This window comes from Cellvibrio japonicus Ueda107, assembly GCF_000019225.1.
Lineage (GTDB): Bacteria > Pseudomonadota > Gammaproteobacteria > Pseudomonadales > Cellvibrionaceae > Cellvibrio > Cellvibrio japonicus.
On record NC_010995.1, the window covers coordinates 982284 to 1000436 of the forward strand.

An 18153-nucleotide genomic window follows, 5' to 3' on the forward strand; every position below is an offset into this window, starting at 1 on the left:
TGTCCCAATGATTACCGTGTCGTGACGTACACCGTGGCGGTGGCCTGGCCGCCTTTGCCGTCTGCAATGGTGTAGGTGAAGGTGCCTGAGGCGGGGCCAAAGGTGCCGACGATATTGAACGTGTTGCCGTTGCGGGTGACATGGCCGATGGACAGGCTGGTAAAGGAAACGATGGTGAGTGGATCGCCATCGGCATCGCTGTCGTTGGCCAATGGATTTAACGTAAAGGTGCGATAGAGCGGGCTGAGGGTGATGTAATCCGGGTTGGCAATAGGCGCTGAATTGCCGGAGCCGCCGGCGGTCATGGTGGTTCGGTTACCGGCGGGGTCGTACTGATAGGCGCGGGTGCCGTTTTGCGGATCGCTGGCATCCGTTAATCGCCCTAATTCATCGTAGGTGTATTCGTATGTTATCGCCTGGGCAAGCGCCGCTATGGGTGTGGCGATAAGCAAAATGCTAAAGAGTAATTGCCTGGTGTTATTCACAGTTCCCTCCGGAGGATTCGATATTTGCATGAAAGGCTATCAAAGAAAAAACAGGTAGGTAAGCCTTGTTTAAGCCTTTAAGCGGTGAATACGTATGCAGGGGGTTGGGGGAGGGCTATCAGTTATCAATATGATTTTTCTGTATAAACAGATTTTCCTGATTTTTTATACCTGAGTTTTTTTTCGCTGGTTGTTATTCCTGTCCTATTAATTTCCCTTCCTCCCAATGTCGGTTTAGCCATGCGCCAAAATTCGTGGCCCTGGTAGGTTTTTGTTTGCCATTGGGGTTTATTTATTTCATTATTTTTTTGTTGTATTCATGTATACAAGATGCGCATGGATGCAGCCTTATCACCAACGACCTTCGCAATAACAATAATTCAGGAGTCTTCCATGTTAATTCGGCAATTCATCAACAACCTGTTTTTCCATCTACGGCTACCGATAGTGTGGTGTTTGTTCGCTTTAGTGAGCATCGATACTTACGCACAGAACCGTATTGATATACGCATGCAAGGGGTCGCAGGTACCGAGTCGGTTGCGCTGCAAGTCGGCGGGACAACCGTCAGTACCTGGACCCTGGGCACGGCGATGAGTACCTATACGGCCACTACCCAACTGGCGGGTGAAATTCGTGTGGCTTTTACTAATGATGCCAGCGGACGCGATGTGCGGGTGGATTATATTGTGGTAAATGGAGAGACACGCCAGGCGGAAAACCAGCAGGTCAATACCGGCGCGTATAACGGTGGTTGTGGCCTGGGCAGTTACAGTGAATGGTTGCATTGCAATGGCTATATTGCGTTTGGCAGTGTGGGCGCACCGGCGGTGAGTTCCAGCTCTTCCAGTAGTCTTGTGTCTTCGGCAAATAATTCCACCTGTACCACTAGCGGCCAGCAATGCAATTGGTACGGCACGCTTTATCCTCTGTGCGTAACCACCACCAGCGGTTGGGGTTGGGAAAACCAGCGCAGTTGTATTGCGCGCGCTACATGTAGTGGCCAGCCTTCCCCCTTTGGTATCGTCGGTGGTGCAAGTTGTCCTTCATCGAGTGCCGGGTCAGTTAGCTCATCGTCTTCCAGTGTGGTGAGTTCTACACCGTCTTCGGCCAGTTCATCATCCAGCTCCCAACTTTCTGATCCCCTGTTGCCGGCCGGTGTGGAAAACTCCGGTGCGGGATGTTATGTCCCGGCATTGCCGGCTTATGCGAACCTGACCGCGGTGGCAGCCTTGCCTGACCCTTTCCGCGCGTTAAATGGCAATCGCATTACCAGCAAATACGATTGGACCTGCCGCCGCGCCGAAGTGAATAAGCAGGCGCAATTTTACGAATTGGGCGAGAAGCCAGAGCCGGGCAGCAATGCGGTAACGGCTTCTGCATCGGGCAATAGTATTACGGTGACCGTGCAGGATGCGGGTCGCTCTATTTCCTTCAGTGCCAGCATTCAGTTGCCCTCGTCGGGGACGGCACCTTACCCGGCGGTGATTGGCATGGGTGGCTCTTCATTGAATAACAATGGTTTGCTCAGTCGCGGTGTGGCAGTGATTAATTTTAATAACAATGATATTGCTGAGCAGACGAACGGCAGTTCCCGCGGTCTTGGCAAGTTTTATACGCTCTATGGCAATAACCACAGTGCCGGTGCTATGACTGCCTGGGCCTGGGGGGTGAGCCGTTTGATCGATGCCCTGGAAAAAACACCGGCAGCGCGCATTGATGCAAAACGCCTGGGTGTGACCGGCTGTTCGCGCAATGGCAAGGGTGCCTTAATTGCCGGCGCGTTGGATGAGCGCATTCTATTGACGATTCCACAGGAGAGCGGCTCCGGTGGTTCGGCGGCCTGGCGCGTATCCGATGCGCAGCGCAGTGCGGGGCAGAATGTGCAGACCCTGAGCCAGATCGTGACCGAGAACGTGTGGTTCCGCAGTAATTTTTCACAGTTTGCCAACACGGCAACACGCTTGCCCTTTGACCATCACCAGGTGATGGGGCTGGTGGCGCCGCGCGCACTGCTGGTATTGGAAAATACCTCCATGGAGTGGCTGGGTAATGTGAGCACATATACCGCGTCGGTCGCGGCGCGTGAAATCTGGACGGCGCTGGGGATTACCGATCGTATGGGCGTATCGCAACTCGGTGGCTACCAGCATTGTGTGTTCCCCTCATCCCAACAGGCGGTACTGGATGCGTTTGTCGATAAATTCCTGCGCGGTGTGAGTTCTGCCAATACCAATGTGATGCGCACGGATGGCAATTACAGCGTGGATCGCGCGCGTTGGATTAACTGGACTACCCCCACTCTCCAATAGTTGCCATTGTGTCAATGGGCCGTCAAAACAACTTGCTATGGCAGGTTGTTTTGATGGGTAGATAAGTGAAAAATTTTACAGGGAATGTATTTTTTATGGTTAGAAATTTTCGATAGCGCTTGATTTTTCTATACAGAGTATTGTTTGCCTTTGCTGAAAACTTGCCGCAAGATGAATTTATGTGCACATGTATACAAGTTGTGTGCGTGCGACGGCAAAACCCACAGGGTAATAACAATAATTTGGAGTTTGTATGAAAAATCAACCATTGAGATTTGTGTGTTACACCCAGGTGCTTGTACGGGTTCCCCTGGTATTTTTGTGTGGCGTGCTGGCCCTGACCGGCTGTAAATCTTCCGGCAGTGGTGGGAGCCAGGCGAGTGCGGGAAGCTCTTTATCCAGTGCGGCATCATCCAGTGCATTATCGTTAACATCTTCTTCCGCGGGTGATTTATCGTCATCCAGTGCTGCCTCGGTATCGTCCGCACAGCAGGCTTCGTCCAGCAGCCAGGTGTCTGTTCCTCTTTCCGGTGTGGAGAACTCCGGGCGCGATTGTTTTGTGCCGGCATTGCCCGCCTATGCCAATTTGGCGTCGAGCATAGCTGCCTTGCCTGATCCATTTCGGGGGTTGGATGGTGAATCGATTAGCAGCAAACATGATTGGACTTGTCGCCGCGCTGAGGTGAGCAAACAGGCGCAGTATTATGAGCTGGGTGAAAAACCGGAACCTGATACCGATGCAGTGACCGCCGCTGTGGTCGATAACACGATCACGGTAACGGTCGAGGATAATGGCAGTGCTATTGCGTTTAGCGCGACTATCCAATTACCGACAACAGGCGTTGCACCTTATCCGGCGATGATCGGTATGGGTGGATCATCGCTCAATAATACTGAACTGTTAAATCGCGGTATCGCGGTGATTAACTTTAATAATAATGATATTGCCGAGCAGACTAACGGTAGTTCCCGCGGTCGTGGCAAGTTTTACACACTCTATGGCAGCAACCACGGCGCGGGCGCCATGACGGCCTGGGCCTGGGGTGTCAGCCGTTTGATTGACGCGCTGGAAAAAACACCGGATAGCCAGATAGATACCCGCTACCTGGGTGTCACCGGATGTTCGCGCAATGGTAAGGGGGCGCTGATTGCCGGGGCCCTGGATGAGCGTATTGCGCTCACCATTCCACAGGAAAGCGGCTCTGGCGGCTCGGCTGCCTGGCGTGTGTCCGATGCGCAAAAAGCGGCGGGGCAAAACGTACAGACCCTGAGCCAGATAGTGACGGAGAATGTGTGGTTTCGCAGTAGTTTCGCGCAGTTTTCTAGCACTGCAACGCGTTTGCCTTTCGATCACCATCAGGTGATGGGATTGGTTGCGCCACGCGCGCTGTTGGTGTTGGAAAATACCTCTATGGAGTGGTTGGGTAATGTGAGCACCTATACCGCCGCCGTGGTCGCGCGCGAAATCTGGATCGCTTTGGGCGTTACCGACCATATGGCGGTTTCCCAGCTTGGCGGCTATTGGCATTGCACATTACCGGAATCCCAACAGCCCTTGGTGGATGCCTTTGTGGATAAATTTTTAAAAGGCATCACGACTGCGGATACCGATGTGGTGCGCACTGACGGTGAGTATACGGTTGACCGGGCACGCTGGATTGATTGGGAAACTCCCGGTTTACATTGAATGGATAGCAAAACGGCCTGCAATAGCAGGCCGTTTTGGGAAGGCATGGCCCGTATGGGCTATTTACCGGCGGCAATCGAGTCTTCAATAAAGTTCAGTGCTTCATCGATCAACAGCAGCATCGAATGCTTGGCGCGTTCGGCGTTGCGGTTTTTGATGGCGTTGAGCACCTTGGCGTGATCCTCGACTATGCCTTCATGGTTGCCTTTGATCGGGCTGGTGTGGCTGATACTGACGCGCAGCGCGGTGGAAATAAAATCGCGCAGGCGAATGTAAAAGCGGTTGTTACTGGCATAGAGGATACTGACGTGGAAGGCAATATCGGCCTCCAGGTCTTCCGGGCTGTTATCCGGTGCCTTGCGCATACGCTCCAGGGCTTTTTCGATCTGGTCGACTTTCCCCGGGTCGGCATAGCGTGCGGCAAGGGCTGCGGCTTCCGGTTCTATGGCGATACGCACTTGCAAAAATTCTTTCAGCACACTGAGTGTGGGTTTACTTTCCAGCATCCAGCGCAGCAGGTCCGGATCGAAAATATTCCACTGGTCTTCGGGCAGGACACGAATGCCCTGGCGCGGTTTGCTGGATACCAGGCCCTTGGCCGAGAGCATTTTGACGGCCTCGCGCACCGCGCTGCGGCTCACTCCAAATTTTTCGCAGAGCTCGGCTTCGGTGGGCAAACCGTTATCGGTAAATTCACCACAGATAATGGTGCGGCCCAATTCCTGCACCATGCGTTGAGAGAGGTTGAAATTGCGATCTAATAGCGCCATGGGGTCCTGTCCGGGTTTTTATTGGCTGGTATACGTTGCCAAAACCTGTTGTATGTTTTGCAAGTTGATTGAGCCGAAGATTAACGATTTATCGTTAATAATACAATCTGAGAATTGGCGGGGTCGGGGGTGAATGTGATGGCCTGTGCAGGGATTCACTGTGCCATGGTCTTGACCGGCGCTAGCATTCAGGTGCGTCGGCGCGGGCGAAATAGGTCCAGCGCGGGTCGGGCGTCCAGCGTTGGATCCAGGACGATATTTCCCCGGCCAACATGGGCCGGGCGATGCCGTAGCCCTGTGCCAGCTCGCAGCCGAGGGGGATGAGCATTTCACCGTGGGCAACGCTTTCCACGCCTTCGGCAATGACCTGGCGATGGAAGGCCTGGGCCAGGCTGATGACCCCTTTGACAATCGCAAAATCATCCGGGTCGTCGAGCATGTCGCGGATAAAACTCTGGTCAATTTTGAGGGTTTCTGCCGGCAGGCGCTTGAGGTAGGTGAGCGAGGAATAGCCTGTTCCAAAATCATCAACGGCAAAGCGCACCCCCAGGGCATTGCAGGCGCGCATGGTGTTGGCAACATCCGTCATGTCGGCCAGGGCACTGGTTTCGACGATTTCCAATTCCAGCTGGCCCGGCGCTACATCCGGGTGGGCTTGCAGGAGTTCGCTCAGGCGCTGGGCAAAACGGCCCTGCTGGAGTTGCAGCGCGCAGAGATTGACGCTGACCGGCAGCGCTAATCCTTCGCGTTGCCAGTGTTCGATTTGGCTCAGGGCCGTGTCTATGACCCATTCGCCGACATCGAGGCCGATAGGATGTTCTTCAATAAGCGGAAGGAACTCCCCGGGGCTGATCATGCCGCGGGTGGGATGCTGCCAGCGGATCAGGGCTTCTGCACCGACCAGTGCACCGGTTTTCATATTTACCTTGGGTTGGTAGTGCAGTATGAATTCCCGTTGCTCCAGGGCCAGGCGAATGCGCTCCAGGCTTTCGTATTGGTGTTTGGTGGCGACATCGCGATCCACATCAAACAGGTGCCAGCCGTTTTTGCCGCGCTGTTTGGCCAGGTACATGGCCTGGTCGGCGTGGCGAATTAATTGTTCGGCATCGGCGGTATCGCTGGGATAGAGCGTAATGCCGATGCTGGCCGTGATCCGCAGTGCCTGGTCGCGCAGTATCAGGGGGTCGGCGGCCGTGGCCAGTAGCCGATCCAGTACCGGCTGGTAAGCGGCAGGCTGCTCAAGTTCATTCAGCACAACCACAAATTCGTCGCCGCCAATACGCGCCAGGGTATCGCTTTCGCGCAGTACGCTTTTAAAGCGACTGCTGATCGCCACCAGCAGTTGGTCGCCGAGGTCGTGGCCGTATTGGTCGTTAATGGCTTTGAAGCCATCGAGGTCGATGTACATGACTGCCAGTGACAGGCCACTGCGCTGGCTGTGTAGCAGCGCCTGTTTCATGCGGTCGGCGAGCAATACCCGGTTGGGCAGGTGAGTGAGCGCATCGTAGTGGGCAATATGCTCCAACTGGCGCTGGTGTTCCTTGATGTGGGTGATGTCGTTAAACAGGTCAACGAAGTGGGTGATTTGTCCGCGGCTGTCTTTGACGGCGCTGATGGTCATGCTGGCAACATACAGGTCGCCGTTTTTGCGTTTGTTCCAGATTTCACCACACCAGGCACCCTCATTCACCAGGGAGTGCCACAGGCGTTCAAAAAATACGGCATCGTGTTTGTTCGACTGCAACAGGCGTGGGTTTTTACCGATGACGTCGTCGCGGGTATAACCGGTGATATCGGTGAAGGTGGTGTTGACCTCAATGATATTGCCCTGGGCATCGGTGATCAGGATGCCTTCGCGTGCGTGACTGAAAACACAGGCGGTGAGTTGCAGGCGATTTTCGGCGCGCGTGGTTTCAATGGCCAGGGCGGCAAGTCGCGCTTCATTGTCGATCAGTTGCAGATCATGGGGTTCCGGTTGGCTGGGGTGGTTGTGGTAAATGGCAAAGGTGCCCAGGACTTTGCCTGTAGCCGACAATATCGGTTGCGACCAGCAGGATTGCAGCCCGGCGCGCAGGGCCAGCTGTTTGTAATCAGCCCAAAAGGGATGGGTATTGATATCTTCAACCACCACGCGTTTGCCGGTGAAAGCGGCTGTGCCGCAGGAGCCGGCGCGCGGGCCTATAGCGCCGCCATTGATTGCCTGGATGTAAAACACTGGCAGGCTGGGCGCCGCGCCGTGGATCAGGTGTTTGCCTTCGCTATCGAGTAACAGGATGGTGCAGAGCATGTGCGGATTGGTTCGCTCTACATCCAGGGCAATGGCCTCCAGTACCTGCTGCAGGGGCGCGTGCTGCAACAGCAATTCGAGGATATGGCTGTGGTGCAGTTGGTAGCGCTCGGCCTGTTTGCGCGCGCTGATGTCCTGGAAAATACCGGTGAGCCGTATCAATCGACCCAGTTGGTCAAAGGTGGCTGTGCAGGTGGTGCGCACATCGATCTTGCGGCCTTTAAAGGTGTATTTTTCCAATTCGAGATCAAATACCTCGCCGGTTTCCAGGGCTTTTTGCAGCGCCGCCTGGAGCTTTTGGCGCGAGTCCGGCAGGTAGTGGTCGAGGCTCAAGTCGAATGTCGGCGTGTATTCCTCGGGCGAGGTGTCGTGGATGCGATAGGTTTCTGCGCTCCAGTAAAGGCGGCGACTGGGAAATTCCATCTCTACTGAACCCACATTGGCAATGGCCTGGGATGCCTCCAGCAGGCGCGCACTGGTGCGCAGTTGTTCCTCGGCGACGCGCTGTTGCGCAATGGTGGTTTGCAATTGGGTTTGCGCCTGGCGCCATTCTTCGCGCTGCATTTCCAGGGCAAGTTGGTAGATTTGCACATCGCGTTTGAGTTGTTGTGTTTCGGTGAGCGGCGGTGCGAAGAGGCTGCGCTCCCCCTGGTCCATCAGGCGTTTTTGCGCACGGCGATAGAGGTCGGGCGGGATGATCGATGAAGGGTTTTTCATTGCCCGCTCCCCGGCGCCGCTGGGGGGCGAGCTGCCGGCGCGATAAATATATAGGGTGAGCGGATGGAATTCGCCAGAGGTCTGCGTAGTGGCATGGCACCAGAGTCCTTGAGTTAGGTGAAGATTCCCGAGTGAAAAAATATAGCAGCGCTTGGCAGATCTGTCGAAAAACCCCGGATCAATCCCCGCAGCCTGGCGCGCGAATGCGGGTGTGAAATGGCGGGGAAAGTGCGACAAGGTTTCGTGTGACAGGTGGACGGGATATTGGGCCTGTGCAGCTCGCGTCCCTGCAGGCGATTGGTATTGGTTTAGTGCAATTTCAAGCGCGGCCTTACCCAGCGGTTGATACGGCCGGCCAGCATGACCAATCCGGTTTTAAAAAAACCGTGGATCGCCATCTGGTGCATGCGGTAAAGGGAGATATACACCATACGCGCCAGGCGCCCCTCAATAAATAGACTGCCCTTGCTCAAATTGCCCATCAGGTTGCCGACGGTGGAATAGCTGGCGAGTGAAATCAATGAGCCGTGATCGGAGTATTTGTAAACCTTGAGTGGTTTGTTTTCCAACAGGGCGACCAGGTTGGTGAAACAGGTGCTGGCCATCTGGTGTGCCGATTGCGCACGGGGTGGGACGCGTGAGCCATCGGGGTTGGTGAATTGCGCGCAATCGCCAATGGCCAAAATGCGTGGGTCGCGCGTGGTTTGCAAAAACGCATTCACGTGTAGTTGATTAATACGGTTGGTTTCGAGCCCCGCAATATTGGCCATGAAGTCGGGCACTTTAATACCGGCAGCCCACACAATCAGATCGGCACTGATCAATTGGCCATCTTTGGTGTGCAAGCCGTCGCTGGAGGATGACGTAATCATGGTGTTGAGGCGCACATCCACGCCCAGCTTGGCCAGCTCGCTGTGTGCCGCTGCCGAAATGCGCTCGGGCAGGGCGGGCAATATGCGCGGCCCGGCCTCAATCAGGGTGACGTTGAGGTGTTCATTGGTGACCGCGTTAAAACCGTAGTTGTGGATTTCGTGTACGGCGTGATGCAATTCCGCCGACAGTTCCACACCGGTGGCGCCAGCGCCCACGATGGCGACACGCACATGGTCATCTTCACCGAGGACACGCTGGATGCGCAGGCATTTGTTGAGCAGGCGTGAGCGGAATTTGTAGGCCTGGTTGGGGCTGTCGAGAAAGATAGCGTGTTCCTTGACCCCGGGAGTGTTGAAGTCGTTGGAAATAGAGCCAATGGCTAATACCAGGTAATCGTAGGGGATGCGCGTTGAGGGAATTACCTCTATCCCCTCTTCGTCGTTGATCGGGGCCAGGATAACTTCGCGCGTGTTGCGATCTATGTCGGTCATGGTGCCCACGCGAAAGGCAAAATGGTGGGTATTGGCGTGGCCGCGATAACTGACCGCATCTATACCCTCGTCCATAGTGCCCACGGCAATTTCGTGCAGCAGTGGCTTCCACAGGTGCGTGGTATTGCGGTCGATCAGGGTGATCTCCGCGCGTTTTTTCTTGCCGAGCTTATTGCCCAGCTTGGTTGCCAGTTCAAGGCCGCCAGCCCCGCCACCGACAATCACAATGCGCGGTGGCGTGTGCTGGTCGGTCGCCTGGGTTATTGCAGTGGTTGATGTTTGCATAGTGCTTTCCAGATTGGGTTGCGAATGGGTGATCTGGTGTCGGCGTATGGTTGCGGTGAGGCGCTAGTGGCTGGTTAGCCTGCCGAGAAAATAGGTTGCCAGTGGTCGCTCGATAAAACGCCAGGTGTTTTGTTGCAGGGCGGCACTGAAGTCTTGCCGGGCCTGCTGCCATTGCCCGCGTGCAAATTCGCGATAGCCCGCGTAAAAAAATAATTCGGTTCGCTCGCAGCGATTGCCGGCGTAATCGGCCAATTGCTGGCGGTTCACCTTGCCGGTCCAGTAAGCATAGACGGCCGCTTCCCAACGGCTACCCAATTGCAGGGGTTTGTCGCGCACCTGTGCACTCAAGTCCTTGTTTGACTGTTGGCCGATAATGTCGGCTTTGATGACATCGTAGCCGCTGAGCGCTTTTTTGCCCTGTAGATATTGCGTAAAGGCTTGTGCCGCTTGCTGCCATTGGCCGCTGTTCATGTAAATTTCGTGCTGTGCGGCGTCGCCCTGGCCCAGTCCTTTCGCCTGGGCTTGGGCGAGGATTTGCAGGGCTTTGGGCTGCTGGTTGCGCATGGAATATTGCTGCGCAATAAACGCCTGGTTTTCTGCCTTGGGGGCCAGCTCGAACAGGATCTGCGCTTCGTTCATCGCCAACTGCGGGCGGTTTTGATCCAGGTAGACCTGCGCCAGGCGGAAATGCCATTCGCCTTCATCCGGTTCAAGGGCGATGGCGTGCTGGTAGTGGCGTATCGCCCGATCAAGGTAGGCCGGGTACTCATAGGTACAGCCCTGGCTGAACGCGCGCTCCTCGTAAAGTTCGCCGAGCGTGCCCTGGATATCCGCCGATGGGTCCAGGTTGTCACTGGCCAGCTTGAGGCTGGCAATCGCCATGGGGTAATACCCCTGGCGGCGGTAGAGGTTGGCCAGTTGGAGATGGGCCAGGGCACTTTGCGGTTGTTCGGCGATGGCGTTGTACAGGGTTTGTTGCAGGCCGGGATAGTCCTTTTGCGCATCGCCCGCTTGTTGCACGTAAGTATTCAGGAACAGCGCGAGTGAGGGCGGATGCAGGCCTTTGCGCGCTTCGCTGCCAATCTGGGCATAGAGCGCCCTGGCTTCGCTCAGGTTTTCCGGGCGGCGTTCGCGCAGGAGTTTTTGGTAGAGCAGCCGGTAGATGGCTTCCTGGGTTGGGGCGTTGCCGGGTGCCAGGGCCAGGGTTTTGCGAAAGTAGGCCAGGGCCCGCTCGCGGCTGGATGTGGCATTGTGTTCCTCCGCCTCGCGGTAGTGGTAATAACCCAGTTCATACCAGGCTTCGGGGTTATCGGGCTCGGTCTCTACCCAGGTTTGCAGGCTGCGCAGGTCGCGGGTGTTGCCGGTGGCCTCGGCGTGCGTTTTGGTATTAGCCGCGGGTGACTGGCCTGCTTGCTGGGCACAACCGGCGATGGCCAGTGCCAGGGCTCCCGCCAGCAGCGGATGCCTGAGCCTGTGCACCAGGCCGACCAGTTGGCGGGAGTGTGCGGCGGTGGTAGTTTTCACCGCGGTTATGGCTTTCACAGCGGCTTGTTTCACAGTACCTTTCCTCACAGTGTCTTTTTTCACAGTGAGAATCCCATAGCTTCGGCTTTTTTGAAGGCGGCATCCGACTCTTCCAGGCGATTGTTATAGCCCTGGGCCAGGCCGAGTACATAGTAGGCTTCGGCCTGGTGGTTTTTCTGCCCTCCCGCTTGTTTAACCGCCCGCTCGGCGGCATCCAGCGCCTCGCGGTATTGGCCTTGCTTCATGTGGTGTTTGGCCAGCGCTATATAGTGCCCGCTGTCTTTATTGCCGGTTTGTTGCAGGGTGTGCAGTTCCGTGGCGGCAGTATCCAACTGGTAGCTGATTGTCCAGTCTCGGTTGCCCAATAATTCCTGGGTCTTGTGGTAGAAATCCGCATAGTCCGCCAGGGCGACGCGCACCGGTTTAAGGGTCAGGGATTGCTCCACCTGGTAGTGGGTGCCTTTGTCGGTGCCACTCTGGTTCACTTGGTAATAGGCATTGTCGATATTTTGGCCCTGGCTTTTTACCCGCGCCTGGTGGGTTTGGTCCGGGCGCAGGAAGTCGATCTGTGCCTGCAGGCTGTAGCCGGGTTCATTCACATAGGGTTGCTTGCGGTCGGCCGGCTTATGCAGGTTGCGCAGGTCGCTGAACAGGTAGATCAATTGGGTCAGGTTAAAGCCGTAATTGAGTGGGGCATCGCCGCCGCCCCAGGCCTGCTCGAACACCAGGCGCCCCTGGATTTCAAATCCCTGCCACAGGCTGTCGGCATGGCGCGTGCTCAGCTCGCTGATATCGGCACTGCTGTAAATATGGCTGAACAGCTCGCGGAAATACTTGTCGCGCTCGGGTGTCAGTTGCCACAGCGAGCGCAGGCGATCCTCAAACATACCGCCGAGCTCGACGTGAAAGCGGGCTTCGACGCGCTGCCCTTCCAGCTTGTCGAACACCAGGTTCAGGCGCGCATAGTGTTCGCTGGCCGGGCGCAGGGGCAGGGTGGTAATGGCGCGGGTCTGCTCATCCACAACCAGTGCCGGTTGCCCCTCAATACCCAGGGAAAAACCGGGGAAGAGGGTGGAGTCGCCGGTGGTGTCCATCCACATGTCGGTCAGGCCCGGTTGCGCGGGGATATGGACAATCATGTGGTCGAAGGTGACGGCGGGCACACTCATGTCCGGCAGCCCCATGGAGCGGGTGGCGATCAGGGCGGTATTGGCCTGGATACCCAACTGGCGCAGCAGGGTAACCGCCAGTACCGATTGATCCTTGCAATCGCCATAGCCGTTGGTGAAGACCTCGTGGGCGTCGTGGGGCTCGTAACCGCCGCGGCCCACGTGGGCAAACACGTAGCGCACCTTATCTTGCAGGAGTTGGTACACCGCCTTGACCTTGTCCGCGGGGGTTTTGGCGGTTTTGCGGATATCGGCAATCACCTTGTCCAGCTTGCTGTCGGTGACCAGGTGGGGCTCGACCAGTTGATCGGCCCAGCGCGCAATGGTGTGCCAGTCGGCGATGGTGCCTACGCGCAGGCCGGGGGTGTAGCTGTGTTCGCGCGGCATGCCACTTTGCAAATCCACCGCCGCCAACTGGTTGCCGGACCAGCGCCACAGGCGATAACCGGGGCGCTGGTCGGCGCGTACCTGGTGGCGGATGCCAAAGCGGCCCAGGTCGTTAAACACCAGTTGGACAGACTCGGGGGCGCTGATACTGATTTCGGCGGTATGTACGGTGTCGGCACGGCTGCCCTGGCCGGCAGCGCGGCCCTCCCACCAGTGGAAGCCAAAGCTGTCGAACCACTGGCCGTCGATGATTTTGCGCGTATCCGTGTAGCGGTACTGGAATTCAATGATCGAGCCCTTGCGCACATTGGGCAGGGAAAAGAGCAGTTCCTTGCGGTCGTGGTAGAAGTTTTCGTCGTTGGGACTCTGGATCTGGGTGGCGTCGGCCTTGATGCTGTCGATCTTGCCATCGGGGGTGCGCACGTTGGCAAACTCCAGGGTAATGTCCTCGTAGAAGCTGTTGAAGGACACACTGATCTGGCTGTAATCGCGCGCGGCTTCATCGCTGTTGATGTACACCGCCACATAGGAATGCGAGGTACCCATAAGCGCTTCGTCCAACTGGATATGGGTGCGGCGCACTATCACCTCGGCCCCGGCGCCGGCGTCCGGTTTGAAGGCCTTGGCCAGGGCGGGCAAGGGCTCTGCCAGGCGTTGCGGCGCGGTATTCGCAAGGGCTTGCAGGCCCAGCCCCAGGCATAACAGGCCCAGTGGCAGGGCGAGGAAACGATAAACAGACACAGCGTACTCCTGGCAGGGGAGCCCACCGGCACAGCACCGGTGGGGGCGATAGCGAGAGGGTTTAGAGGGCAATCCAGCGGCCGGTGGCGGCGCTGGTAAAAATTGCATCGATAATGCGCATATTGGCGATGGCGTCACTCAAGGGGGTGGGTACCGGTGTGTCATCGAGGACGCTGCACGCAAAGGCATCACCCATCACGCGATACTGGTCTGTAGCGGCTATCGATAGTACGTCGGCCTCGCCGTTGTGCTTGAGCGTGATTTCCGCCGGGCGATCGCCGGGTGGGTTAAAGGGCACGGCGATGGCCAGGCTGCCGGCTTCGCCACTGGCCTCGATGTATTGGCGGGGTTCAATTTTGGTGGCGGCGGTAAAGGTGGCATTGCCCTCGGCAAATTGCAGGATGCCGGATACCTGGCAATCCACCTCCTGGCCGGGGAAGGGGGTTATCTGCCCCATCACCTGCAGGGGCTCGCTGTTGTACAGCCAGCGCGACAGCGAGATGCAATAGCAACCGATATCCAGCAGCGCACCGCCACCCATGGCGCGCTTGTTGCGGATATTGCCCGCTTCGCGGTTGTTGTAGGAAAACTGTGAGTGGATGGTGCGCAGCTGGCCAAGCTTGCCGCTGTCCACCAGTTGCTTCGCCGTTTGCCACTGGGGGTGGAAGCGGTACATAAAGGCTTCCATGGTTTTCAGGTGCGGGTAGCCGGCGGCGGCCTCCACCAGGCGCTGGGCGTCGGCGGTGTCCATTCCCAGGGGTTTTTCGCAGAGTACATGCTTGCCGGCTTGCAGGGCCTTGATTGACCAGTCCACATGCAGGTGGTTGGGCAGCGGGTTGTAGATGGCGTCGATATCCGGGTCAGCGAGCAGGGCTTCATAGCTGCCGTAGGCTTTTTCTATGCCCAGGTCCGCCGCGCACTGGCGTGCGCCGGCCAGGTCGCGTGAGCCTATGGCAACGACCTGGTTGAGGTCGGAGGCTTGCAGGGCGGGGATAACTTTGGTGCGGCCGATTTTGGCGGTGCTCAGCACCCCCCAGCGGACTTTTCTCATGGGCTTCACTCTCGAAAATAGTGGTCGTGGTCGCGGTTGATCCGCTTCTCATGAGCGGTAAATGGCGCCCAGTATAGCAATCCTTGCAGCGGATGAGACTTACCAGGGCAGGCGCTCGCCATTGGAGTGCCAGAAGCCGCCGCTGTTATCCAGGTTCAGGTCGTCGATGCGCTGGCTCAGGCGCTGGGCGGACTCGTGCGCGGAAATATCCCCGCCAAAATTCACCATCGCCGTCTGCACATAGCCCGGATGCAAGATGGCAACGGCGATGCCGCGCGGCTGCAGGTCGCGCGCGAGTGACATGGCGCCGGCGTTGAGTGCGGCCTTGGACATGCGATAGCCGTAGTAGCCGCCGGAGCTGTTGTCGGCAATAGAGCCCATGCGGCTGGTAATAAACGCGACCTTGGCGCTGGGGGCCAGGTGATCCAGCAGGGCCTCGGTCACCTTAAGCGGTGCCAGGGCATTCACCAGGAACTGCCCGGTGATACTGGCCGCATCCAACTGGCCCAGGGCCTCGCGGCGCAGGATACCGGCATTGTTGATCACCAGGTTGAGCTGGCGTTGGCCCAGGGCCGTTGTTAATTGGGCCAGGGCTTTTGCATCGGTCACATCGATACCGCTGATCACCTCCGCACCCGATTGCGCCAGCTCGGGGGTACTGGTGCGGCACACGCCGATGACATGCCAACCCTTGTTCAAATAGGTCTGGCACAGGGCCAGGCCGATGCCGCGATTGGCGCCGGTAATCAGTACAGTTTGCATAAAGCCTCCTGGGGATGGGGTTCGCACAGCGGTAATCCACTGTCATTCATTGGGTGGCCGAAACCATAAACTAGTTGGACGCTGAATGCATCTGCATTGAGTGGTGTGAAAATCGCCGCGCTTTCGGCAACCCTCTCAGCCCTGGTGAAAAACCCGGATAACGCCGCCGCTTATGAGTCGCTACTGCAAAAAATCGAACCGCGCTGCGTGGGTGTCTGCTCGCTTTCCAGGCGCAATGCCTGGGGCGTTAAGCCCGTCCATTTTTTCAGGGCGCGGCGCAGGTTGGCGCTATCGTGGAAATGCAGGCGTTGGGCCAGTTGCTCCAGGGGGAGTGACTGGTTGCCGAGCCATTCCAGGGCCAGTGCCCGGCGCAGCTCATCGTAAATGGCCTGGAAGTGGGTGTGATGTTTTTGCAGTTTGCGCTTGAGGCTGGCACTGCTCATGCAAAAGGCCGCGGCGGTGGATTCCAGGTTGGGCACCGCGGCCTCCGGTTGTAGCAGGTGATATTCCAGATAGCGGTAGAGTGCCGCAAGAAAACTCTGCTGCTCCGGCAACTGTGCCAATTGCTGCTGGGCTTCGCGCTCGGCGCTGGTGAATGCCTTGGTTGAGGCGTGGGGCCAGGGGGAAAACGCCTGTGAGCGGGCCAGGCTCAGGCGATTCCAGAGCGAGCCAAATTGCACTTGTTCGCCCCAGTGCAATTCATATTGTTCGTAATAGGCTGGGCGCAACCGGCGCAGTTGCAACTGCCAGTCAAATGCCTTGCCACTCAACCAGCGCACACAACTGTGAATGCCGCTCAGCAACATGTCGCTGAGAAAATCGCAGGCCTCGTGGGCGCCGGTGCTGTCGCGCCAATACAAATACACCCGCTCTGGCCCCAACTCCAGGCGCAGCTGCAACAGTGGAAACAGCAGGCGCTGGAGTCGCACCAGCGTCGCCAGCCACTCGTACAAGTGCGCTGCATTGACCAGGGCGTTACTGGCTGCACCATAGTGGCCGGGGAAAATATGGTTGCCCAATAAAAAACGTAACTCTTCATAGCCGCACTGTTCATAACCGCGCTGGCGCTGGCTGTTGTGGATGAGTTGGAACACCTGGATGGGGGTGAGCAGGCGCTCGCTCATCACATCATCGATAAAAATGCCGGTACCGCGCAGCAACCGGTATTCGGGCAGGTTGCGCGCCAGGGCCAATTCGATCAGCAGTGACGGCCACTGCTGCAATGGCACCAGGGGCGTGTCGCACTGGTAATAGGCTGTCGTTGAGGGCGCGCGCGGCCTGGCCATGTTTATCTATTCCCTAGGCGGCGACATGCCGGGGTGCAGCGCGGTTTTTATTGAGCAACAATTGCTGGTGCGCGCGCTTGATCAGGATTTCGGCGGGTGAATCCGCTGCCGTGGTTGGCACTATGGCGTCTTCCCCCCACTGTGCATAGGCAATACCCAGGCTGATGTGGTTGATGTGGGTATGGCCCGCGCGGGTTTTAAACGCAAAATGGGCGACGGCTGCTTGCAGCTCATGGCCCAGGGCCCGGGCGCCGAACTGTTCGGTAAACGGCAGGATAATGGCAAAGCGATCGCCGGCGTAGCGGCACAACAAATCGGTATCGCGCAGGTTAAGCAATAAGAGTTCCCCCAGGGCGAGCAGGTAGCGGTCACCTTCGCGGTGACCCTGTTGGCGATTAAACAGCGCAAACGCATCCACATCCACCAACATGACTGCCAGCGGTGCTTGCTGTTGGCGATGGCGCTCCAGCTCCAGGGTGAGTTGCTGCCGGAAATAATCAGCGCGGCTGAGCAGGGTCGTGTTATCCAGGTTGCGATGTTCGCGAAAAAAACCTTCGCGTTTGCGCAGTTGCCGGTTAATCACCCATTGCTCCTGGTGCCAGAAATAAATACCCACCGTTAGCAACAACATCCCCAGCAGCATACAGCCGGATTCAACCCAGTGATCCCAGCGCGGGCTATCTGGAAAGACCATAAATTCATCCAGCACATCCTGGCATTGCGCCAGCACAATCAATCCCAGGCTCAGGCTTAGCCATTGGGTGACCCTGCCCTGGGGGCGGCTTTGTAAAATCAAGAGCAACCACACCAGCATCAGCAGGGCGAAACCGCCTTCACTGGCGACATCCAGCCAATCGATATCTGCCCAGGCCTTGGGCTCCGACAAACTCAGGCTGATGAGCAAACACAGTTGAAACAGGAGCGCCAATCCGAGCAGTTTCCATTGGTGTAATTTGAGCATGGGGTTAATGTCCGTCATCAAAATGTCATCACAGACATAACAGGTTTTTGTTGCGGTTATGTGACTGCGCAACTCGGGCTGCACAGGGTCAAATCAGCTCAGGCTTTTTTCGCTGCGATTATGTTTCACCACCGCGTGAGTGGAAAAATTCTGTACCAGTATCTATTGAGGGTGTGTCCAGTGAGTAATGGACATGGCGCCTTACTAAATTTCCTGTCGCTAAAAAACAAGAGTCATATCAGCTCAATTTACGCCGTACAACCCAGCGCTTTGCAGGCAATCCGCACTGCACTGCAATGGCTGTCACCCGGTTGTCATCTGTTGCCCCTAGCGTTCGCCCTGCTAACCGCGTCGCACATACACAAGC

12 protein-coding genes are annotated in these 18153 nt (G+C 57.1%); 2 read left to right on the forward strand and 10 right to left on the reverse strand.

Going from position 1 to position 18153, the window contains the following annotated elements; genetic code table 11:
* Positions 1–11: 11 nt before the first annotated feature.
* The gene (locus tag CJA_RS18545; protein ID WP_012486491.1) at positions 12–485 is read right to left on the reverse strand and encodes an Ig-like domain-containing protein; all 474 of its coding nucleotides are present in this window, start codon (positions 483–485) and stop codon (positions 12–14) included.
* Positions 486–878: 393 nt separating this feature from the next.
* Between CJA_RS18545 and CJA_RS18975 the strand changes: the two genes are divergently transcribed.
* Both CJA_RS18975 and CJA_RS04110 read left to right on the forward strand, forming a co-directional pair.
* On the forward strand, positions 879–2795 hold the full coding sequence (locus CJA_RS18975) for a glucuronyl esterase domain-containing protein (protein WP_012486492.1): 1917 nt from the start codon (positions 879–881) through the stop codon (positions 2793–2795).
* Between the two features lie 253 nt (positions 2796–3048).
* The gene (locus CJA_RS04110) at positions 3049–4482 is read left to right on the forward strand and encodes a glucuronyl esterase domain-containing protein (protein WP_012486493.1); all 1434 of its coding nucleotides are present in this window, start codon (positions 3049–3051) and stop codon (positions 4480–4482) included.
* A gap of 59 nt (positions 4483–4541) precedes the next feature.
* On the opposite strand, the gene CJA_RS04115 is transcribed toward CJA_RS04110, so the two are convergent.
* From CJA_RS04115 to CJA_RS04155, 9 genes are all read right to left on the reverse strand, one after another.
* A complete protein-coding gene (locus CJA_RS04115) occupies positions 4542–5252 on the reverse strand; it encodes a FadR/GntR family transcriptional regulator (RefSeq protein WP_012486494.1) in 711 nt (236 codons plus the stop codon).
* Between the two features lie 181 nt (positions 5253–5433).
* Entirely contained in the window at positions 5434–8256 is a 2823-nt protein-coding gene (locus CJA_RS04120; RefSeq protein ID WP_012486495.1) for a sensor domain-containing protein, read from the reverse strand.
* 308 nt (positions 8257–8564) lie between these two features.
* Entirely contained in the window at positions 8565–9905 is a 1341-nt protein-coding gene (locus CJA_RS04125) for an NAD(P)/FAD-dependent oxidoreductase (protein ID WP_012486496.1), read from the reverse strand.
* A 63-nt stretch (positions 9906–9968) separates the two neighbouring features.
* Positions 9969–11462 carry a tetratricopeptide repeat protein gene (locus tag CJA_RS04130; RefSeq protein ID WP_012486497.1) on the reverse strand — a complete coding sequence of 498 codons (1494 nt, stop codon included), beginning with the start codon at positions 11460–11462 and terminating at the stop codon, positions 9969–9971.
* A gap of 26 nt (positions 11463–11488) precedes the next feature.
* Positions 11489–13726, reverse strand: coding sequence for a DUF3857 domain-containing protein (locus tag CJA_RS04135; protein ID WP_012486498.1), 2238 nt, complete (start codon positions 13724–13726; stop codon positions 11489–11491).
* 61 nt (positions 13727–13787) lie between these two features.
* Positions 13788–14777, reverse strand: coding sequence for a Gfo/Idh/MocA family protein (locus tag CJA_RS04140; protein WP_012486499.1), 990 nt, complete (start codon positions 14775–14777; stop codon positions 13788–13790).
* Positions 14778–14876: 99 nt separating this feature from the next.
* Positions 14877–15539, reverse strand: coding sequence for an SDR family oxidoreductase (locus CJA_RS04145; protein WP_012486500.1), 663 nt, complete (start codon positions 15537–15539; stop codon positions 14877–14879).
* 170 nt (positions 15540–15709) lie between these two features.
* Positions 15710–16825 carry an AraC family transcriptional regulator gene (locus CJA_RS04150; protein ID WP_012486501.1) on the reverse strand — a complete coding sequence of 372 codons (1116 nt, stop codon included), beginning with the start codon at positions 16823–16825 and terminating at the stop codon, positions 15710–15712.
* A gap of 13 nt (positions 16826–16838) precedes the next feature.
* On the reverse strand, positions 16839–17804 hold the full coding sequence (locus tag CJA_RS04155; RefSeq protein WP_202944177.1) for a diguanylate cyclase domain-containing protein: 966 nt from the start codon (positions 17802–17804) through the stop codon (positions 16839–16841).
* Between the last annotated feature and the right edge of the window lie 349 nt (positions 17805–18153).